The organism is Ruminiclostridium hungatei (genome assembly GCF_002051585.1).
GTDB lineage: Bacteria > Bacillota > Clostridia > Acetivibrionales > DSM-1351 > Ruminiclostridium > Ruminiclostridium hungatei.
Map to the genome: position 1 here is coordinate 184,866 of NZ_MZGX01000001.1, position 12,906 is coordinate 197,771.

The window sequence follows — 12,906 nt, forward strand, 5'->3', positions numbered from 1 at the left end:
ATGATTCCAGCATATTTAAACAAAATAGAGACTGCTGACTATTTTTATGGCTCACTTGAGTATGAGCAGGATACCGATTCTTGGGTAATAGAAGGCGAACCTTGTATTATTGACATGGCAAAAAGGATATTCCCCGGATGCTCAGGCAAGGGTTCAGGATTGGCCAGATTCCAGAACACAAAACGAATCAACGGGGATTTAAACTGGCTGATGCAGAGATATCCTCTTCAAATTAAGCAACCAGAGCTATGGAATTCGTCATATGAGCAAGCTGTTGAGCATGTTATAAAGCGGCAGGAACTCAATGAGCGTCCGTATAGGGTAAGGCCTTCCATGGACTTTATTGGCGAACTGAAGGGGTTTCAAGAGGAAGGGCATACTTTCATGCTTCATAATAGTCGAACACTTTTGGCAGATGAAATGGGTTTAGGAAAGACTGTTCAGGCAATTGCTTTTCTTGCATCTACTCAAAGCTATCCTGCTCTGCTTATAGTCCCCCCGCATTTAATACGCAATTGGCAGAAAGAGATAAACAAATTTTTGAAGCTCCCTCGAAAAGTGGTTTCCTTATTTGAAGAAAACGAGAAAGAGTCTGTGCATGTTATTAAGGGATTAAGACCGTACAAGTTGCCAGAGGCAAGTATATATATCATCCATTACCTTTTGCTTAGGGGCTGGAAAAATGTTCTGCCTGAAATTGGATTCAAGGCTATCATATTGGATGAAATCCAAGAGCTGCGCCATACCGGCACCGAGAAATACAGTGCGGCATCCCTGGTAGCTTCCAGATGTGAAAATGTAATAGGCCTATCGGGTACTCCAATATACAACAGGGGCGGTGAAATTTGGAGTGTAATGAATATAATAGAGTACCACTGCTTAGGTGACTGGGACAGTTTTACACGGGAATGGTGCTTTGGTTATGGTTCAGATGTAGTCAAGAATCCAGACTTATTGGGTGACTATCTCAGGCGCGAAGGACTTATGCTCAGGCGGCGAAAGGCAGACGTGCTTAAAGAACTTCCTCCAAAACGCCGGGTTGTTCAGACGATTGATTTTGATACCGGCACCTACAGTAACCTTATTCAGTCTGCTGTAAGCAAGGCCAAAATGATTGATAGTATCAATGATCGTTTTGAAAAAGGGAGAATGTCCAGGGATATTGTAAATGAAACCAGACAGGCCATTGGTATTGCAAAGGCTCCATATGTGGCTGAGTTTGTCAAAATGCTACTGAATGCCGGGGAACGAATTCTGCTTTTTGCTTATCATCATGCGGTCTGGGAAACGTTCAAGGAAGAGCTGGAGGAGTTTCATCCAGTATTCATTACGGGAAAAGAAACTTTAAATCAAAAAGATGAATCCGTATGGGCTTTCAAAAACGGAGAGACGAACCTGTGCTGCGTTTCTCTCCGAGCTGCAGCAGGTATTGATGGATTGCAAGGTGCTTCTTGCGTTGTTTTCGGTGAACTGGACTGGTCGCCAGCAATACACAGCCAAGCAGAAGATAGGGTACAAAGAATTGGCGTAGACGAAAACAAAGATTCTATCCTGTGCTATTACCTTGTGGCTGAGGAAGGCACAGATGAAACCATTCAAGAATTCCTTGGCCTGAAGGTTTCTCAATTCGTTGGAATCATGGGGGACAAGACAGAAACTGAGGAAGATAAAATGCTGGCTCAACAGAAGGCAACGGAACATATGAACAAGATAGTTGAGAAGTTGAAAGGGGGAGTGACATATCAATAAAACAATACTCATGGGTCGCCTTACTAAGGAGCCTGAACTCAGATATACAACAGGTAACAACACAGCAGTCGCAAGTTTTACTCTGGCTGTAAATAGGAGATTTGCGCAAGAGGGTCAGCCAAAGGCAGATTTCATAAACGTTGTGGCATGGAGTAAAACGGCTGAGTTTGTGGGAAAGTACTTCACAAAGGGAATACAGGTAGCTATAGTTGGCAGAATCCAGACAAGGACCTGGGATGACAACGAGGGTAAGAAGCACTATGTTACGGAGGTTGTAGCGGAGGAGGCTTATTTTGCAGATAGTAAGAGAAGCGGAGAGACGGGGGGCGGAAGTCCGGCACCCAGAACCTATTCCGAGAATCCTCCATCATCGGGAGATGGTTTCTATCCAATTGACGAGGATGATGAGCTTCCATTTTGAAAGGATGGTGTAAAGGATGATAAAGAAAAAATCACGGTTTAAGCAATTGCTTTGTAAGCACAACTTTATACATGCAAGAAAAGAGAGCATGTATCATTCTATATCTGGTGAAACAATTTATATAGTCTGTGAGCATTGTGGGAAAGTTAAGTCCTCATATTACAGAGAATATGAGGGGATGGGATATAAATAAAGGATATTAGGCTATTACGTAAAGGAGTGAGGTAATTGGTTGATGCTGATAAACTCAAAAGTTTTGATTTTGATTCAGGAATTGGAAAAAGAATCAGATAATTCGTGAAATGAATAGGAGGTGTGATATAAATGAGTTTAAATTATTGCTGTGATTGCAGATTTATCAATTATTCAGAATTGAATCAAGAATGGCAATGCTGGAAGGATAACGGCTTCAACGAGGGATGCCCTTTAAATTATTCTCAAAGGGGTTGTAACGAATTTGAGCCCAAAGACATACAGTAGTACTATTTTTTACTGGTTAAGTCTTTAGCAGTGGACGCTAGGTCAAAAATATCTCCCGCAATCCTGGATTTTTTTCGGGCAGACCTTCTACTATCTCCTGCTACTAATGCAAATCTATATACTAACTTGCGGATTATTAATTTAATGATAGCCGGAACAAGCATTACAGCAAAAATCGGGAGAAATACCATTATGGGTTCCCGAAAAGCTTTTATAACCACAAATATATCAAACATTTTGTTCTCCTATTCATGTAAATTTTACAAATATTATACAGCAGCCGACAAGTAATGTAAAGCAGGGACAAGGAGATTCCAGTTCACATTCAAAGCATAGAAACATAGAAAGGGTGATTTATTTGAAAGCAATAACCATTTGGCAACCGTGGGCATCACTTATTGCTTGCGGAGCTAAAAAATATGAAACCAGGTCATGGCCGACCAAATACCGTGGGCCGATAGCAATACATGCAGCGGCACAGAAGCCAAGTAGTATAAGGGAAACCATAAGATATATCATCGATAAAGTAAGGGCGGAACTTGGCATAATAGAACTGGATGATTTACCCAGGGGATGTATTATCGCCACGGCTGAGCTTATCGGCTGTTATCGGGTGTATGATACTTTAGATAATGGACTTCATATCGTGAAATGCCCGAATACTGCCTATGATTTTGACAAGGTGGAATATATACCACGTCAAGAGCAAAGCTTTGGCGATTGGGGAGAAGGTCGCTTCGCTTGGGAATTGGCAAACGTCAAGATGCTGCCGGAACCTATCCCTGCAAAAGGCCAACAAGGCCTTTGGAACTGGGAAGGTGATTCAGAATGAATCCATTTAGTATAAGTGGGCATTGGAGGATAGACCCTGACAACCGGCAGGATAGAAAAGATGGAAGATGCCTTATAAGAAAAATGACGCCAGAAGAAGTGAAAGAATACGGGCCTGCTACTGTTCAAGTTGAAAAAAGGAAATCAGAGATTGCCGCCATCCCGGGGATGGTCAGAAAGGACATATTCATGAAGAAGATTAAGAAAGAAAGACTTATTGAAATATGCAGTGAGCACGGATTCACTGCTGAAGCTTATAAAATAGCAGCAAAAGAATTTGCTGTGTCTATAAGTAGCGTAAAGAATTATGTGTCTACAAACAATCTGAAAAGTGATGTGGTAGCCAAGAAGCTTCATGGTACAGAAGAATCATCACTGGCGCAGCACAAGCCAGACATCTTGGCCGAGACACCATGTAGTGCAAATGAAGAGCTTGAGATTATTACGAGGATAAAATCAATCCTTCAGGAAAATCATTCGCTAACTGGAGAGAATACAGCTCTGAAAGAAAATATGTCCAAGGTTAAGGCTGCCCTTGAAGACATACTAAAACTTATAGCCTAAAGGAAACGGGGTCATAAATATGTTAATACGGCCAGAAGAAATGAAGCATCTTTTGAAAAGCTTACCGGTTATAACAGTGGCCTGCGAGAGCATGAAACGAGGACTTGAAACACTTGTGGAGGATGCAGACGAAGATATATATTCAGCCTGTATGAACGGCCCTGTTGTCGGGGGCGGTCTTCCAGGGCTCGGAGCAATATCAAACAAAACTGCCAGAATAGCCATGGAGTTTAGGTATGCTTCTAGGGAGAATGTGAAGCAGCTACAGAGAGATGTTACAACATTATGTAATGTCATTGAAGGCTTGAATTCAGGCATAAAAACGCTTACGAGAATGCAGAGAACGATATTAGGCTTCCGATACCAGGAAGGAGCCGAAACGCCGTGGAAAGATGTGGCGGTTGAACTCAAAAAAGCCGAGGTATTTATTAGCGTCAGCCATGCGAAGAGGATTTTTAATTACAGCATAGCACGGCTGATATCGGCGGCACAGATTTCAGTTGAAACGTACCAGGAAGTCATGGGGATAATGAAGGGGAGGGGCGAATAGCCCCTTTTTAGTTGATTGTACTCTTGGTTTTTACCTCATGTATCATCCAGGTAAGAGAAACAACATTTATATCACTTGACAATAATAAAAAAATCTTCCCTCATATTGACATTAGTATGTATTATATGGTAGTATACTTGCATAACTAATCAGTGCTATTTGGAGGTGCGCATGAGTGATTTTAACGGTAAAGAGTTATTAGGGCAAGATTTCCCAAGGAAAATTCGAACAGAGTTTGTCAGAACAATTAAGCAATCATATAAAATTGTCAAAGTACTTGAAGGTGATTGGGATTATCTGGGTTCAATACTTGGGAGAAATATTATTACTTCTTTTAGCGATATAGTTGTTGAATGTGAATTCATGCGAAAAATTGACGAAGGAGAGTTGCCGTTTACATATAAAATACTTCCAAATAAAGCAGGGAGTCATTTTCACACAGAATTTTTGTCTGAGAATTTCATATTTACAATAAGCCAAATCAATAGAAATGGCAAGTTGCCTCGAAAAGCAGATTTTCGTATAAATAACAGTCTTAATAATCAGATGTCAATATTTGAGGCATTCGAAAATGATTTAAAGCAAAGATATTATGCAATACTAACTCACGGCAAATATATAAGGGGTTTGAGCTTCGTTAACTTAGGAATACCTGACAATCAAAATGGAAACTGGTTAAATGATTGTTTAATGAGGTTAATGCCTGAACCATTTATTATAACAGAACCAGAAGCTGACTTAGTACCAGAAGAAGAGATAACTGATGAACGAATAGTATCGGCAAAGAAATATCTTAAAAAAAGGATGACAGGAGATGTCAAATAAAAAAGTAATCCCTGAAAGGATAAGAGAAGCCAGAATATCCAGAGACTTAACTACTACTCAATTAGCTGAATTATTGGGGATAACAAGGCAGTGCGTTTCTCAGTATGAATTAGGACATTCAGAGCCAACTCATTTAATTTTAAGAAAAATGGTCGAGATTTTTGAATTTCCTGTAGGGTTTTTCTACAAACCGCTGCCTAGAACAAATGGGTTGGAGAGCATTACCTTTTATAGTCCTGCTTTTTTTAGAAGTTTAAAAGCGGCTAAAAAAAGCGGTAAAAACAAAGTAACAGTTAGAACAGATTGGCTAGAAGAGATATATCTATATTTAAAACAACATGTGGATTTCCCAGAAGTTAAAGCTCCTGAAATGAGCAATTTTTTAACTGGTCAGGAATTAAGCCAAGACGAAATAGAAGATATAGCGGAGCATGTTCGGAGAAGCTGGGGGCTTGGAATAGGACCTATAAGTAATGTTCTGTTGCTATTAGAAAAAAACGGCTTTGTTGTTGCAAGAAACTCAATTAAAGACAAAAAAATTGATGCATTCTCCCAATGGAAAGGGGAAACTCCATATGTTTATTTAAGTTCAGATAAAGATTGTGCTGTAAGAACAAGGTTTGACGCCGCTCACGAATTAGGGCATCTTTTGTTACACATTGATTCGGATCAACATAATTATGATGATGAAAATTATATAAAAACTATTGAAAAGGAAGCAAACAGATTTGCAGGTGCTTTTCTCCTTCCCAGAAACAGTTTTGGTCAAGAGGTAATGTCTACATCATTAGACCATTTTATTAATTTAAAACGTCGCTGGAAAGTATCTATTCAGGCAATGATTTGTAGATGTTCGGACCTTGGAATTCTTAATGAGAATCAAATTTTATATTTAAGAAAACAGATATCAATAAGGAAAATGAGGACAAATGAGCCTCTGGACGATGAACTTATTCCTGAAAGTCCGGTAATGCTAAAACAAGCAGTAGAAATAATGCTTGAAGATAACAGTCTTAATAATGAAAAAATTGTGGAGGATTTATGTTTGCCAATAGAAGAAATAGAAGCATTAACTAATCTACCAAGAGGCACACTATCACTATCAGGTCATATTATCCCATTAAGATTAAAAAAGTAAGAATTGTCAGATCTTGTTTAAATACAAGGTCTGTTTTTTCCTATTTCCAAGGAATTCAAATATATTTTACAGCTATTTACAATATTACTAATATTGATATAATATTCATAAAGGAGGGCGATTCCATGAAAAAGTACATATCCGGATTACTCACAGGGTTAATAATAACAGTTCTGTCACTTGGAGCTTTTGCTGCGGCGGTAAAACTTGAAGCAGTGCCAAGTCCATTCCCAATACTGATAAACGGCTCAAAAGCCGATATACAAGCTTATAGCATAAAGGGTTCAACATATATAAAGTTGGCCGACCTGAAGGCTGCAGGTGTTGATGCTAAGTTCAATAGCCAGAAAAAGCAGATTGAGATAAGCCCTATGGCCAAGTCAACCACCGAACCTGCTGTCAGTGTTGGTTTGCCTGATTATACGGTTCCGGAGATTGATGGGTCTAAGCTTTACTATAATGTGACTGTTCTTGGTGATGAGGATGTGGAAGTAACTACCTACGGCAGATATAGTGCAGTCAGATACAATGGCGATATTTACGTGGTTGAACGTGATCTGCATAAATTTAATAAAATAACAGTAAAAATTGAAAAATTAGGAGTAAGAAAGATATACATGGACGGGACACTGATTTTAGAAACTCGTAATGCCGACCCATTCAATTACGTAAATTATAACGGCACACCTTATTATAATATAAAGTTCTTAGGAGAATACCTAGAGGAATAACCCCTAGGTATTCTTTAATATATATTATGGGTTAATTCAAATCCTCCACTAGCAGACCATGTAACCATACCATTGACTGCGCCAGTTGCAGGGTCTACTGTTGCAATATGAACCCCAGGGCCAATGCCGTGATTATGTGGAGGTTGTAAGTGATTTTCTACAAGAATGCCATGTATTCTTCCACCAGAAGCTCTTTTGGGAGATAGGTAAATATCAGAATCTGACGATAGATCAATGCTTTTGCCATTCCGCGAATACAAAGACATGGCATCACTGGTATTATACTGCAGGCCGCCTTGCAGAGTATTATTGTGGTAGTATTGCAAATCTCCGAGGCCAATAGAACTGTCATTGGTGATTGATATTCCTGTCTTAACCAAACCTGTAGAATAGCTTGACAGACCATTGGTGGTTATTTCAAGTCTATTGCCGCTGCTGGATGTTCTGAGCAGCGCGCCAGTGATGGTCGTACCATTTATCGCTCCTCCATTGATTGTTGGTGATGTGATACTAATTGTCGCGTTGATAGTTCCGGCTGTAATTTTGTTTGCAGAGAGGTCATTAATTTTTGCGTTGGTGATGGTCAGATTCTCTATGCTATAACCGCTTATCTGTCCATTACCTTTGAAGGTATTATCAATAAATGAATTAGTCTCAAATGAAGCCTTAAGATTCTCTACAAGTCTTTCAACCGGGTCGCCAATTTCAAGTTCGCAAATCCAGGGTTTGAACACATTATATTTGTGCCGGTACAACCTCACCCGGGGTGTCTCTGGTGCAACCGATTCATCAGCCACATCAACCAAATCTCCGACAGCAAAGTCTTCATGGGAGTACTCGGGAAGAGTTCTGATGTCAACCATTTTGACAGAGTATTTGTATCGAGGACGGCAGTTCATTAAAAGCTCAGCAGTACCTTTTTCTTTAAGCTCCTGGGCATTATATATGTCCTGGTTTTTATAAACACCGACATACTCTCTTGGAGTATAGCTGTTATTGGTCAGAAACTTCACGCCGCCATTCACAGAGGATATATCAAGGTCGTCATGTCCAAAGCAGTAAAGCTTAGTAACGAGCCGGTTACTTTGCGTACGGGTGATATGCTTCAAATTCTTTTTATACCTCACCTGAAATCCAGTATAATTCTGCCATTGTGAGCTATCCCTGAGATGCACAATCTTATTAACTGAGTCCCAAACCAGATGGCCTCCCCACAGGTTTTGTATCTGGCGTATGATAGTGAGCCGGTTATCCTTTTCCATTTCAAGGTCGTGTGTTCCCGGGACATCACAGATGCCGAGAGACCACCCAGAGCCCTGGAGCACAGCACGAAGGGCATGGGCCGCCGAACCTGTAGGGTATATGCCTCCGGATAAGTTTGTGCCGCCACCGACTATTATTACGGTGAGATCAGCAGGGTGGGGGATAGTTGGGTCATTTGTTATGTATGGCTCTACAAAGCTGGTTTCGAGGTTCTTCCATCTTTCGACCGCCATATACTTTGCCCACAGTCTGTTTTTATCATCACGGGTAGTGTCAGATGACTCAGATATCAACAGCGAATAAACTCTGCCCCCGGCCCATATCTGACATTCCGGGGTAAGTTCAGAAATCTTCTCAGATGTTGCAGGTATCATGAATTCAAGTGTGCTTTCGGCATTCAGGCGGCAATCAATAAAACAGTCTTTTATGCTATCTTCATCATCATTTGGTGATAAAAAAGCGGCCCTTTGGCCGCTGCTTGTTTTCACCTCAATATATTTTGGTATCTCCATAAAAACATCTCCTCCTATTATTTTTTTATAACCATCTATCCTTCCAGCGGATAGTAACATTTTCTCCTGCTGTAACATTTGTTTCCCCGGGCGGCAGGGAAGGGAATGCTCCGTTATATCCAGACATAGCATTTGCTCCAGCTAACTTAGCAGTACCTGAACTTCCTTTTGAGATTATAACAAGGGTCTGGCCAGACGGGACCGTACCTGTATACGAAATGGTTTGGCCACCAATTGTTAACGAGGGGTTGATTACGGGACCGGCTATTTCAATTGTAATCGGGGTCTCAAATGTCCCCCTATTAACAAGTATACCGCTGCCAGTAAGGGCATTCTCAAACGAACCCATTATAAAAGGGTTCGACATTTTAAAAGGTATTGTAAACTCAAACCACGTTGGATACTGAGTAGGGTCAATTTTACCTGAGTACTTTACTACGTACGTTTTTTCGATATCATCAGAGAATATTAATGTCTTGGCACCTTTAGTAGGGTCAAGATACTTTGCAAAAAGTCTTTGGAGCTGGGCCTTTTCTAAAGGTGAATAGCCTTCATCTGTTGCAACGTGTAGGTCGAAAGCTCGGGAATTGAATTCACTCCCAAAATCAAACTCACCATGCATACCCGGGATTTCATCAGTACTGTCCCTGGTGGATGGGATAAGTTCAAATCGGCTATCTCTTAGAACCATGACTCCGAGAGGCTGAAAAATATCATTTGAATCTATAACAAAGAAGGCGCCTGCTACATTGGCATTATCAACGCCGTTTGCAGTCTCATTTACCTCAACCATAGCCTTTATAGGGGATATGGTGTCGTCCCCGTTTGCCTCGTCAGATACACTTACAGTGGATGTTATAGACACTAATTCGCCAACGGAAGTTGACTGCTCCTTAAATTCGATATTTGCAATAAGAACTATAGAGTCTGCTCCTAATGCATCATCTGTAACATTTACTGCCGAAATAATATTTTTAACTTCATCTATTCCATAGCCGGAATCCAATACTATTATTACAAATGGAGCAGAGTTATAACTTGCGCCTCCGTTTGCTATCCTTCGATTGTAAATTCTTCCTGAGTTATAATTCGCCATTTCTATCTCACCCCCGTTATTTCTTAGTAGACCTTAAATCAATATCAGAATATTATCCAATGGCGCTTAAGATCTCCATCTTTTCTGACTCTATAAGTGCAGCATAATCTTGAATGATTTCTTCCGCCGTTCTTTGCTCCTGTGACATCCTGGCTTTAATAGCGTTTACAAATATGTTTTTCTTCCAAGTAAGCATAATATTATGTAGCACCTCCTATAATTGCTGCTATAGCCACAGTAAGGTCGTTAACTTGTTGCTGTAAACTATTTATTTGCAATTGTTTTTCTAAAAGCTCTATTTGAATAATGCCAATTGCGGGATATATACTATAGCCATTTCCCGTGGGCTTATAACAATAATTAAGTATTCGGATATCGGAAAAGTCACCAAAAACCATATATCTATCAACCTCTACTTGCGTAAGAGTACTGTCCGATATGCTGTTAATCTGCATTATTTCAAAATTTGAATTTATACCTATCAGCATAGAACCTCCTTTTTATTCAATCCATACTTTTGTTACATTTACGTTGAATCCATTGATACAAGAAAGAGTCACGAATAAACTTTGATTATTTATATTGGTGATATCAAACAATATTGTTGTAATGCCTCCTGTGGTTTTTAGTTGTGCTGCTGCCAGGTGCGAAGGATTTGATGTTCCTGTTGGTCTCGAAGAGCTAAGAAAAATTTCAAAATAATCCGCAGCGCTCCCGCCTGTATTGGTTGATTGTGATAAGGTTACTCTTAGAGTTGTTACTGCTCCTAAGGGCACTGCAACTGCTGTTGAATAACAAGAAAAATTATACCCAAAGAGTCCACTGTTACCCGCAAATGCACTATTTATAAAAACATTATTGGCATTTTCTACTACTCCGCCACTTCCGCCGGTTACTCTATCCCATCCGCCCGTTAAGCCTACGCATTCATTACCAGCATCATAAAGGTATTTTTTATTATTGCTTGATACTCCACTTAATTTACCATTGCTAATAAGGCCCTGGCTCAATAAACCTCTGCTCATTAAGTGATCACCTCATTTACTCCCCAAATATAATAATCCATATCCGTTGCAACTTCGCCAGTTGCCTTTATTGTTTTGCCCGCTGTTACAGGTATATTTAAATTATCCTGTAATAACGTATCAAGTGTTGGCACCGGCCTTGCAGCAACAAATCTCTTGTCATCTATTTTTAGCGTTGCTTTTTTATCGGCGGCATTGCTATTGCTTATCCAAAATCCTCGCATGACAAAAGTAGTATTTGCTGATATTGTTGCAATTGTAACTTCACTTGCTGTTAGAGTACCGGAGTAAACTTGGTCTGTATATGTTTTAGCCATTATATCTTATCCCCCTTACTTTTAAATATTGTATATCTGCCATATGTTTCTCTATATCCAATAAATGCGAGTCAAGATCCTGTTTAATATCTATAACTTTAGTTTCGATGTCTGTTCCAGACATGATAATCATATTGGCAGGAAGAGTTTCTGGAAGGATGTATTTGTTTGCTTCTGATTCAATACCGGCCAGCTTGTTTTTATCAGCGGTGGAATAATCTTCGCTGGATAATTGCTTATTTAACACTTGAGAGGTATGCGAGACATCAGCAGTCATTATATCAGTCTCTAAAATTGGAGTGTTAAATATTATAGCTCCGCCACCATAATCGATTTCAAAGTCAGCAGTTATTGTTACGCCGTTTTGTTTTATCACTGGGGCAGGGGAGGATAGCCAATTCCTTTGGCCTTCAGGGGCTTGATATATTCTGGATCTATCATCATTGGAAATGAAAACTTCTGATAATGGAATGTCAAGTTCAGACACGGCTTGGATTCCAATTGATTGTTCTATTTTGCCGACGGCCTCTTGAAGTCCAGACATGTGTGTAGAACGTATTTCTCCAGATCCTGGGTCTTGCCAATTTGTTTTAGACATATTACACCACCCACCTTATGATATCGCGACCAAAAGTTGTACCACCCAGGTATCAGGTTCAACCTTCACCCTGGCAGCAGTTTCAACTTTTCTGTTTAAATTTTTGCCGCTGTCGCTATTAGAATTTGCAACGGTGAATTCCCGCCACTCATGATTTCCTGCTGTAGGTCCGAATGTGGACCGAAAAGTCATTGTATTGCCTGAGACTTGGGGAAAAGTTGCGTCCATAGGAGCATAGGTTTTATTAATGGTTGCCTGTAATCCCGTCTGAGTGGATACGGCGGCAGCTATCCTCACAGCCACTCCGCTACCGCCAGATTTAGAGTATGGTGCTGATAACGTAATTGAGGTATTGCTACTAACCGATTGAACCTGCGCAATTGCTCCATCTGCTGTTAAGCCAATAAAATCGCCAACAGTTATTTGAGATGAAAAAGAGGTTCCTGAACCAGTTACTGCTGTTGAACCGTTTGTAAAAGTTATAGTTCCAGATAAGTTTGTGGGTCCTCCGTCACCAATTCCTATATAGGCATTTGCATTGCTAAAGGTTGTTGCGGACCCACCGATAAGCAGTGTGAACAGTTCTGTTATGCCTTCATTCAATAGTAAGTTCCCGTCTATTTCTTCGACGTCATATAGTCTCATGTTTCCGTCGTATTTTTCTATAATCCATTTTGGTTGCCATTTTGCATGCTCGTTAATTCCCACGCCTGCACCAATAGCAACGGTATCTTTTCCAAATCCATTCTCGCGCATAATATCGTCTCCTTCTGTGCAATATTAAAGCCGCCCCACGCATGTGTTTG

17 protein-coding genes are annotated in these 12,906 nt (G+C 40.2%); 8 read left to right on the forward strand and 9 right to left on the reverse strand.

Translation table 11 applies throughout. The features are described from left to right. Nucleotides 1-1,749 (forward strand): DEAD/DEAH box helicase, encoded by a 1,749-nt coding sequence (locus tag CLHUN_RS00935; protein ID WP_080062689.1) that lies wholly within the window; start codon nucleotides 1-3, stop codon nucleotides 1,747-1,749. Beyond that, nucleotides 1,742-2,170, forward strand: coding sequence for a single-stranded DNA-binding protein (locus CLHUN_RS00940; RefSeq protein WP_080062690.1), 429 nt, complete (start codon nucleotides 1,742-1,744; stop codon nucleotides 2,168-2,170). Before CLHUN_RS00935 ends, CLHUN_RS00940 begins: the two co-directional genes overlap by 8 nt. Nucleotides 2,171-2,652: 482 nt before the next feature. On the opposite strand, the gene CLHUN_RS00945 is transcribed toward CLHUN_RS00940, so the two are convergent. Beyond that, a complete protein-coding gene (locus CLHUN_RS00945; RefSeq protein WP_080062691.1) occupies nucleotides 2,653-2,886 on the reverse strand; it encodes a hypothetical protein in 234 nt (77 codons plus the stop codon). 122 nt (nucleotides 2,887-3,008) lie between these two features. Between CLHUN_RS00945 and CLHUN_RS00950 the strand changes: the two genes are divergently transcribed. The 6 genes from CLHUN_RS00950 (at nucleotide 3,009) to CLHUN_RS00975 (ending at nucleotide 7,289) form a co-directional block, all read left to right on the forward strand. Then, on the forward strand, nucleotides 3,009-3,482 hold the full coding sequence (locus tag CLHUN_RS00950; protein WP_080062692.1) for an ASCH domain-containing protein: 474 nt from the start codon (nucleotides 3,009-3,011) through the stop codon (nucleotides 3,480-3,482). Continuing rightward, nucleotides 3,479-4,045, forward strand: coding sequence for a hypothetical protein (locus CLHUN_RS00955; protein WP_080062693.1), 567 nt, complete (start codon nucleotides 3,479-3,481; stop codon nucleotides 4,043-4,045). The genes CLHUN_RS00950 and CLHUN_RS00955 overlap by 4 nt, the downstream gene beginning before the upstream one ends. 19 nt (nucleotides 4,046-4,064) lie before the next feature. Continuing rightward, nucleotides 4,065-4,595: a hypothetical protein gene (locus tag CLHUN_RS00960; protein ID WP_080062694.1), complete on the forward strand. Its 531-nt coding sequence runs from the start codon at nucleotides 4,065-4,067 to the stop codon at nucleotides 4,593-4,595. Between the two features lie 171 nt (nucleotides 4,596-4,766). Next, nucleotides 4,767-5,420, forward strand: coding sequence for a hypothetical protein (locus tag CLHUN_RS00965; RefSeq protein WP_080062695.1), 654 nt, complete (start codon nucleotides 4,767-4,769; stop codon nucleotides 5,418-5,420). Next, nucleotides 5,410-6,558 (forward strand): XRE family transcriptional regulator, encoded by a 1,149-nt coding sequence (locus CLHUN_RS00970; protein WP_080062696.1) that lies wholly within the window; start codon nucleotides 5,410-5,412, stop codon nucleotides 6,556-6,558. Before CLHUN_RS00965 ends, CLHUN_RS00970 begins: the two co-directional genes overlap by 11 nt. Before the next feature lie 125 nt (nucleotides 6,559-6,683). Beyond that, nucleotides 6,684-7,289, forward strand: a complete 606-nt coding sequence (locus CLHUN_RS00975) for a hypothetical protein (protein WP_080062697.1) — start codon at nucleotides 6,684-6,686, stop codon at nucleotides 7,287-7,289. A gap of 14 nt (nucleotides 7,290-7,303) precedes the next feature. Here CLHUN_RS00975 and CLHUN_RS00980 read toward each other — a convergent pair whose 3' ends face one another. Genes CLHUN_RS00980 through CLHUN_RS01010 form a run of 8 tightly spaced genes read right to left on the reverse strand, consistent with a single transcriptional unit; the run spans nucleotide 7,304 to nucleotide 12,856 of the window. Then, nucleotides 7,304-9,064 (reverse strand): phage tail protein, encoded by a 1,761-nt coding sequence (locus tag CLHUN_RS00980; protein ID WP_165755615.1) that lies wholly within the window; start codon nucleotides 9,062-9,064, stop codon nucleotides 7,304-7,306. A gap of 25 nt (nucleotides 9,065-9,089) precedes the next feature. Next, nucleotides 9,090-10,160 carry a distal tail protein Dit gene (locus CLHUN_RS00985; protein WP_080062699.1) on the reverse strand — a complete coding sequence of 357 codons (1,071 nt, stop codon included), beginning with the start codon at nucleotides 10,158-10,160 and terminating at the stop codon, nucleotides 9,090-9,092. A gap of 52 nt (nucleotides 10,161-10,212) precedes the next feature. Beyond that, on the reverse strand, nucleotides 10,213-10,356 hold the full coding sequence (locus tag CLHUN_RS21975) for a hypothetical protein (RefSeq protein ID WP_165755616.1): 144 nt from the start codon (nucleotides 10,354-10,356) through the stop codon (nucleotides 10,213-10,215). A 4-nt stretch (nucleotides 10,357-10,360) separates the two neighbouring features. Continuing rightward, nucleotides 10,361-10,648 carry a hypothetical protein gene (locus tag CLHUN_RS00990; protein WP_080062700.1) on the reverse strand — a complete coding sequence of 96 codons (288 nt, stop codon included), beginning with the start codon at nucleotides 10,646-10,648 and terminating at the stop codon, nucleotides 10,361-10,363. Nucleotides 10,649-10,660: 12 nt separating this feature from the next. Then, on the reverse strand, nucleotides 10,661-11,185 hold the full coding sequence (locus tag CLHUN_RS00995; RefSeq protein WP_080062701.1) for a hypothetical protein: 525 nt from the start codon (nucleotides 11,183-11,185) through the stop codon (nucleotides 10,661-10,663). Then, nucleotides 11,185-11,502: a hypothetical protein gene (locus CLHUN_RS01000; RefSeq protein ID WP_080062702.1), complete on the reverse strand. Its 318-nt coding sequence runs from the start codon at nucleotides 11,500-11,502 to the stop codon at nucleotides 11,185-11,187. Before CLHUN_RS01000 ends, CLHUN_RS00995 begins: the two co-directional genes overlap by 1 nt. Further along, nucleotides 11,495-12,100 (reverse strand): hypothetical protein, encoded by a 606-nt coding sequence (locus tag CLHUN_RS01005; protein ID WP_080062703.1) that lies wholly within the window; start codon nucleotides 12,098-12,100, stop codon nucleotides 11,495-11,497. The genes CLHUN_RS01000 and CLHUN_RS01005 overlap by 8 nt, the downstream gene beginning before the upstream one ends. Nucleotides 12,101-12,115: 15 nt before the next feature. Then, nucleotides 12,116-12,856: a hypothetical protein gene (locus tag CLHUN_RS01010; protein ID WP_080062704.1), complete on the reverse strand. Its 741-nt coding sequence runs from the start codon at nucleotides 12,854-12,856 to the stop codon at nucleotides 12,116-12,118. Nucleotides 12,857-12,906 lie beyond the last annotated feature (50 nt).

Excerpts from the sequence above, each read along its gene's own strand:
- CLHUN_RS00935 (WP_080062689.1), top strand. The coding sequence starts at position 1 with ATGATTCCAGCATATTTAAACAAAATAGAGACTGCTGACTATTTTTAT.
- CLHUN_RS00980 (WP_165755615.1), bottom strand. The coding sequence starts at position 9,064 with ATGGAGATACCAAAATATATTGAGGTGAAAACAAGCAGCGGCCAAAGG.
- CLHUN_RS00975 (WP_080062697.1), top strand. The coding sequence starts at position 6,684 with ATGAAAAAGTACATATCCGGATTACTCACAGGGTTAATAATAACAGTT.
- CLHUN_RS00945 (WP_080062691.1), bottom strand. The coding sequence starts at position 2,886 with ATGTTTGATATATTTGTGGTTATAAAAGCTTTTCGGGAACCCATAATG.
- CLHUN_RS00960 (WP_080062694.1), top strand. The coding sequence starts at position 4,065 with ATGTTAATACGGCCAGAAGAAATGAAGCATCTTTTGAAAAGCTTACCG.
- CLHUN_RS00970 (WP_080062696.1), top strand. The coding sequence starts at position 5,410 with ATGTCAAATAAAAAAGTAATCCCTGAAAGGATAAGAGAAGCCAGAATA.
- CLHUN_RS01010 (WP_080062704.1), bottom strand. The coding sequence starts at position 12,856 with ATGCGCGAGAATGGATTTGGAAAAGATACCGTTGCTATTGGTGCAGGC.
- CLHUN_RS01005 (WP_080062703.1), bottom strand. The coding sequence starts at position 12,100 with ATGTCTAAAACAAATTGGCAAGACCCAGGATCTGGAGAAATACGTTCT.
- CLHUN_RS00995 (WP_080062701.1), bottom strand. The coding sequence starts at position 11,185 with ATGAGCAGAGGTTTATTGAGCCAGGGCCTTATTAGCAATGGTAAATTA.
- CLHUN_RS00990 (WP_080062700.1), bottom strand. The coding sequence starts at position 10,648 with ATGCTGATAGGTATAAATTCAAATTTTGAAATAATGCAGATTAACAGC.
- CLHUN_RS00965 (WP_080062695.1), top strand. The coding sequence starts at position 4,767 with ATGAGTGATTTTAACGGTAAAGAGTTATTAGGGCAAGATTTCCCAAGG.
- CLHUN_RS00955 (WP_080062693.1), top strand. The coding sequence starts at position 3,479 with ATGAATCCATTTAGTATAAGTGGGCATTGGAGGATAGACCCTGACAAC.
- CLHUN_RS01000 (WP_080062702.1), bottom strand. The coding sequence starts at position 11,502 with ATGGCTAAAACATATACAGACCAAGTTTACTCCGGTACTCTAACAGCA.
- CLHUN_RS21975 (WP_165755616.1), bottom strand. The coding sequence starts at position 10,356 with ATGCTTACTTGGAAGAAAAACATATTTGTAAACGCTATTAAAGCCAGG.
- CLHUN_RS00985 (WP_080062699.1), bottom strand. The coding sequence starts at position 10,160 with ATGGCGAATTATAACTCAGGAAGAATTTACAATCGAAGGATAGCAAAC.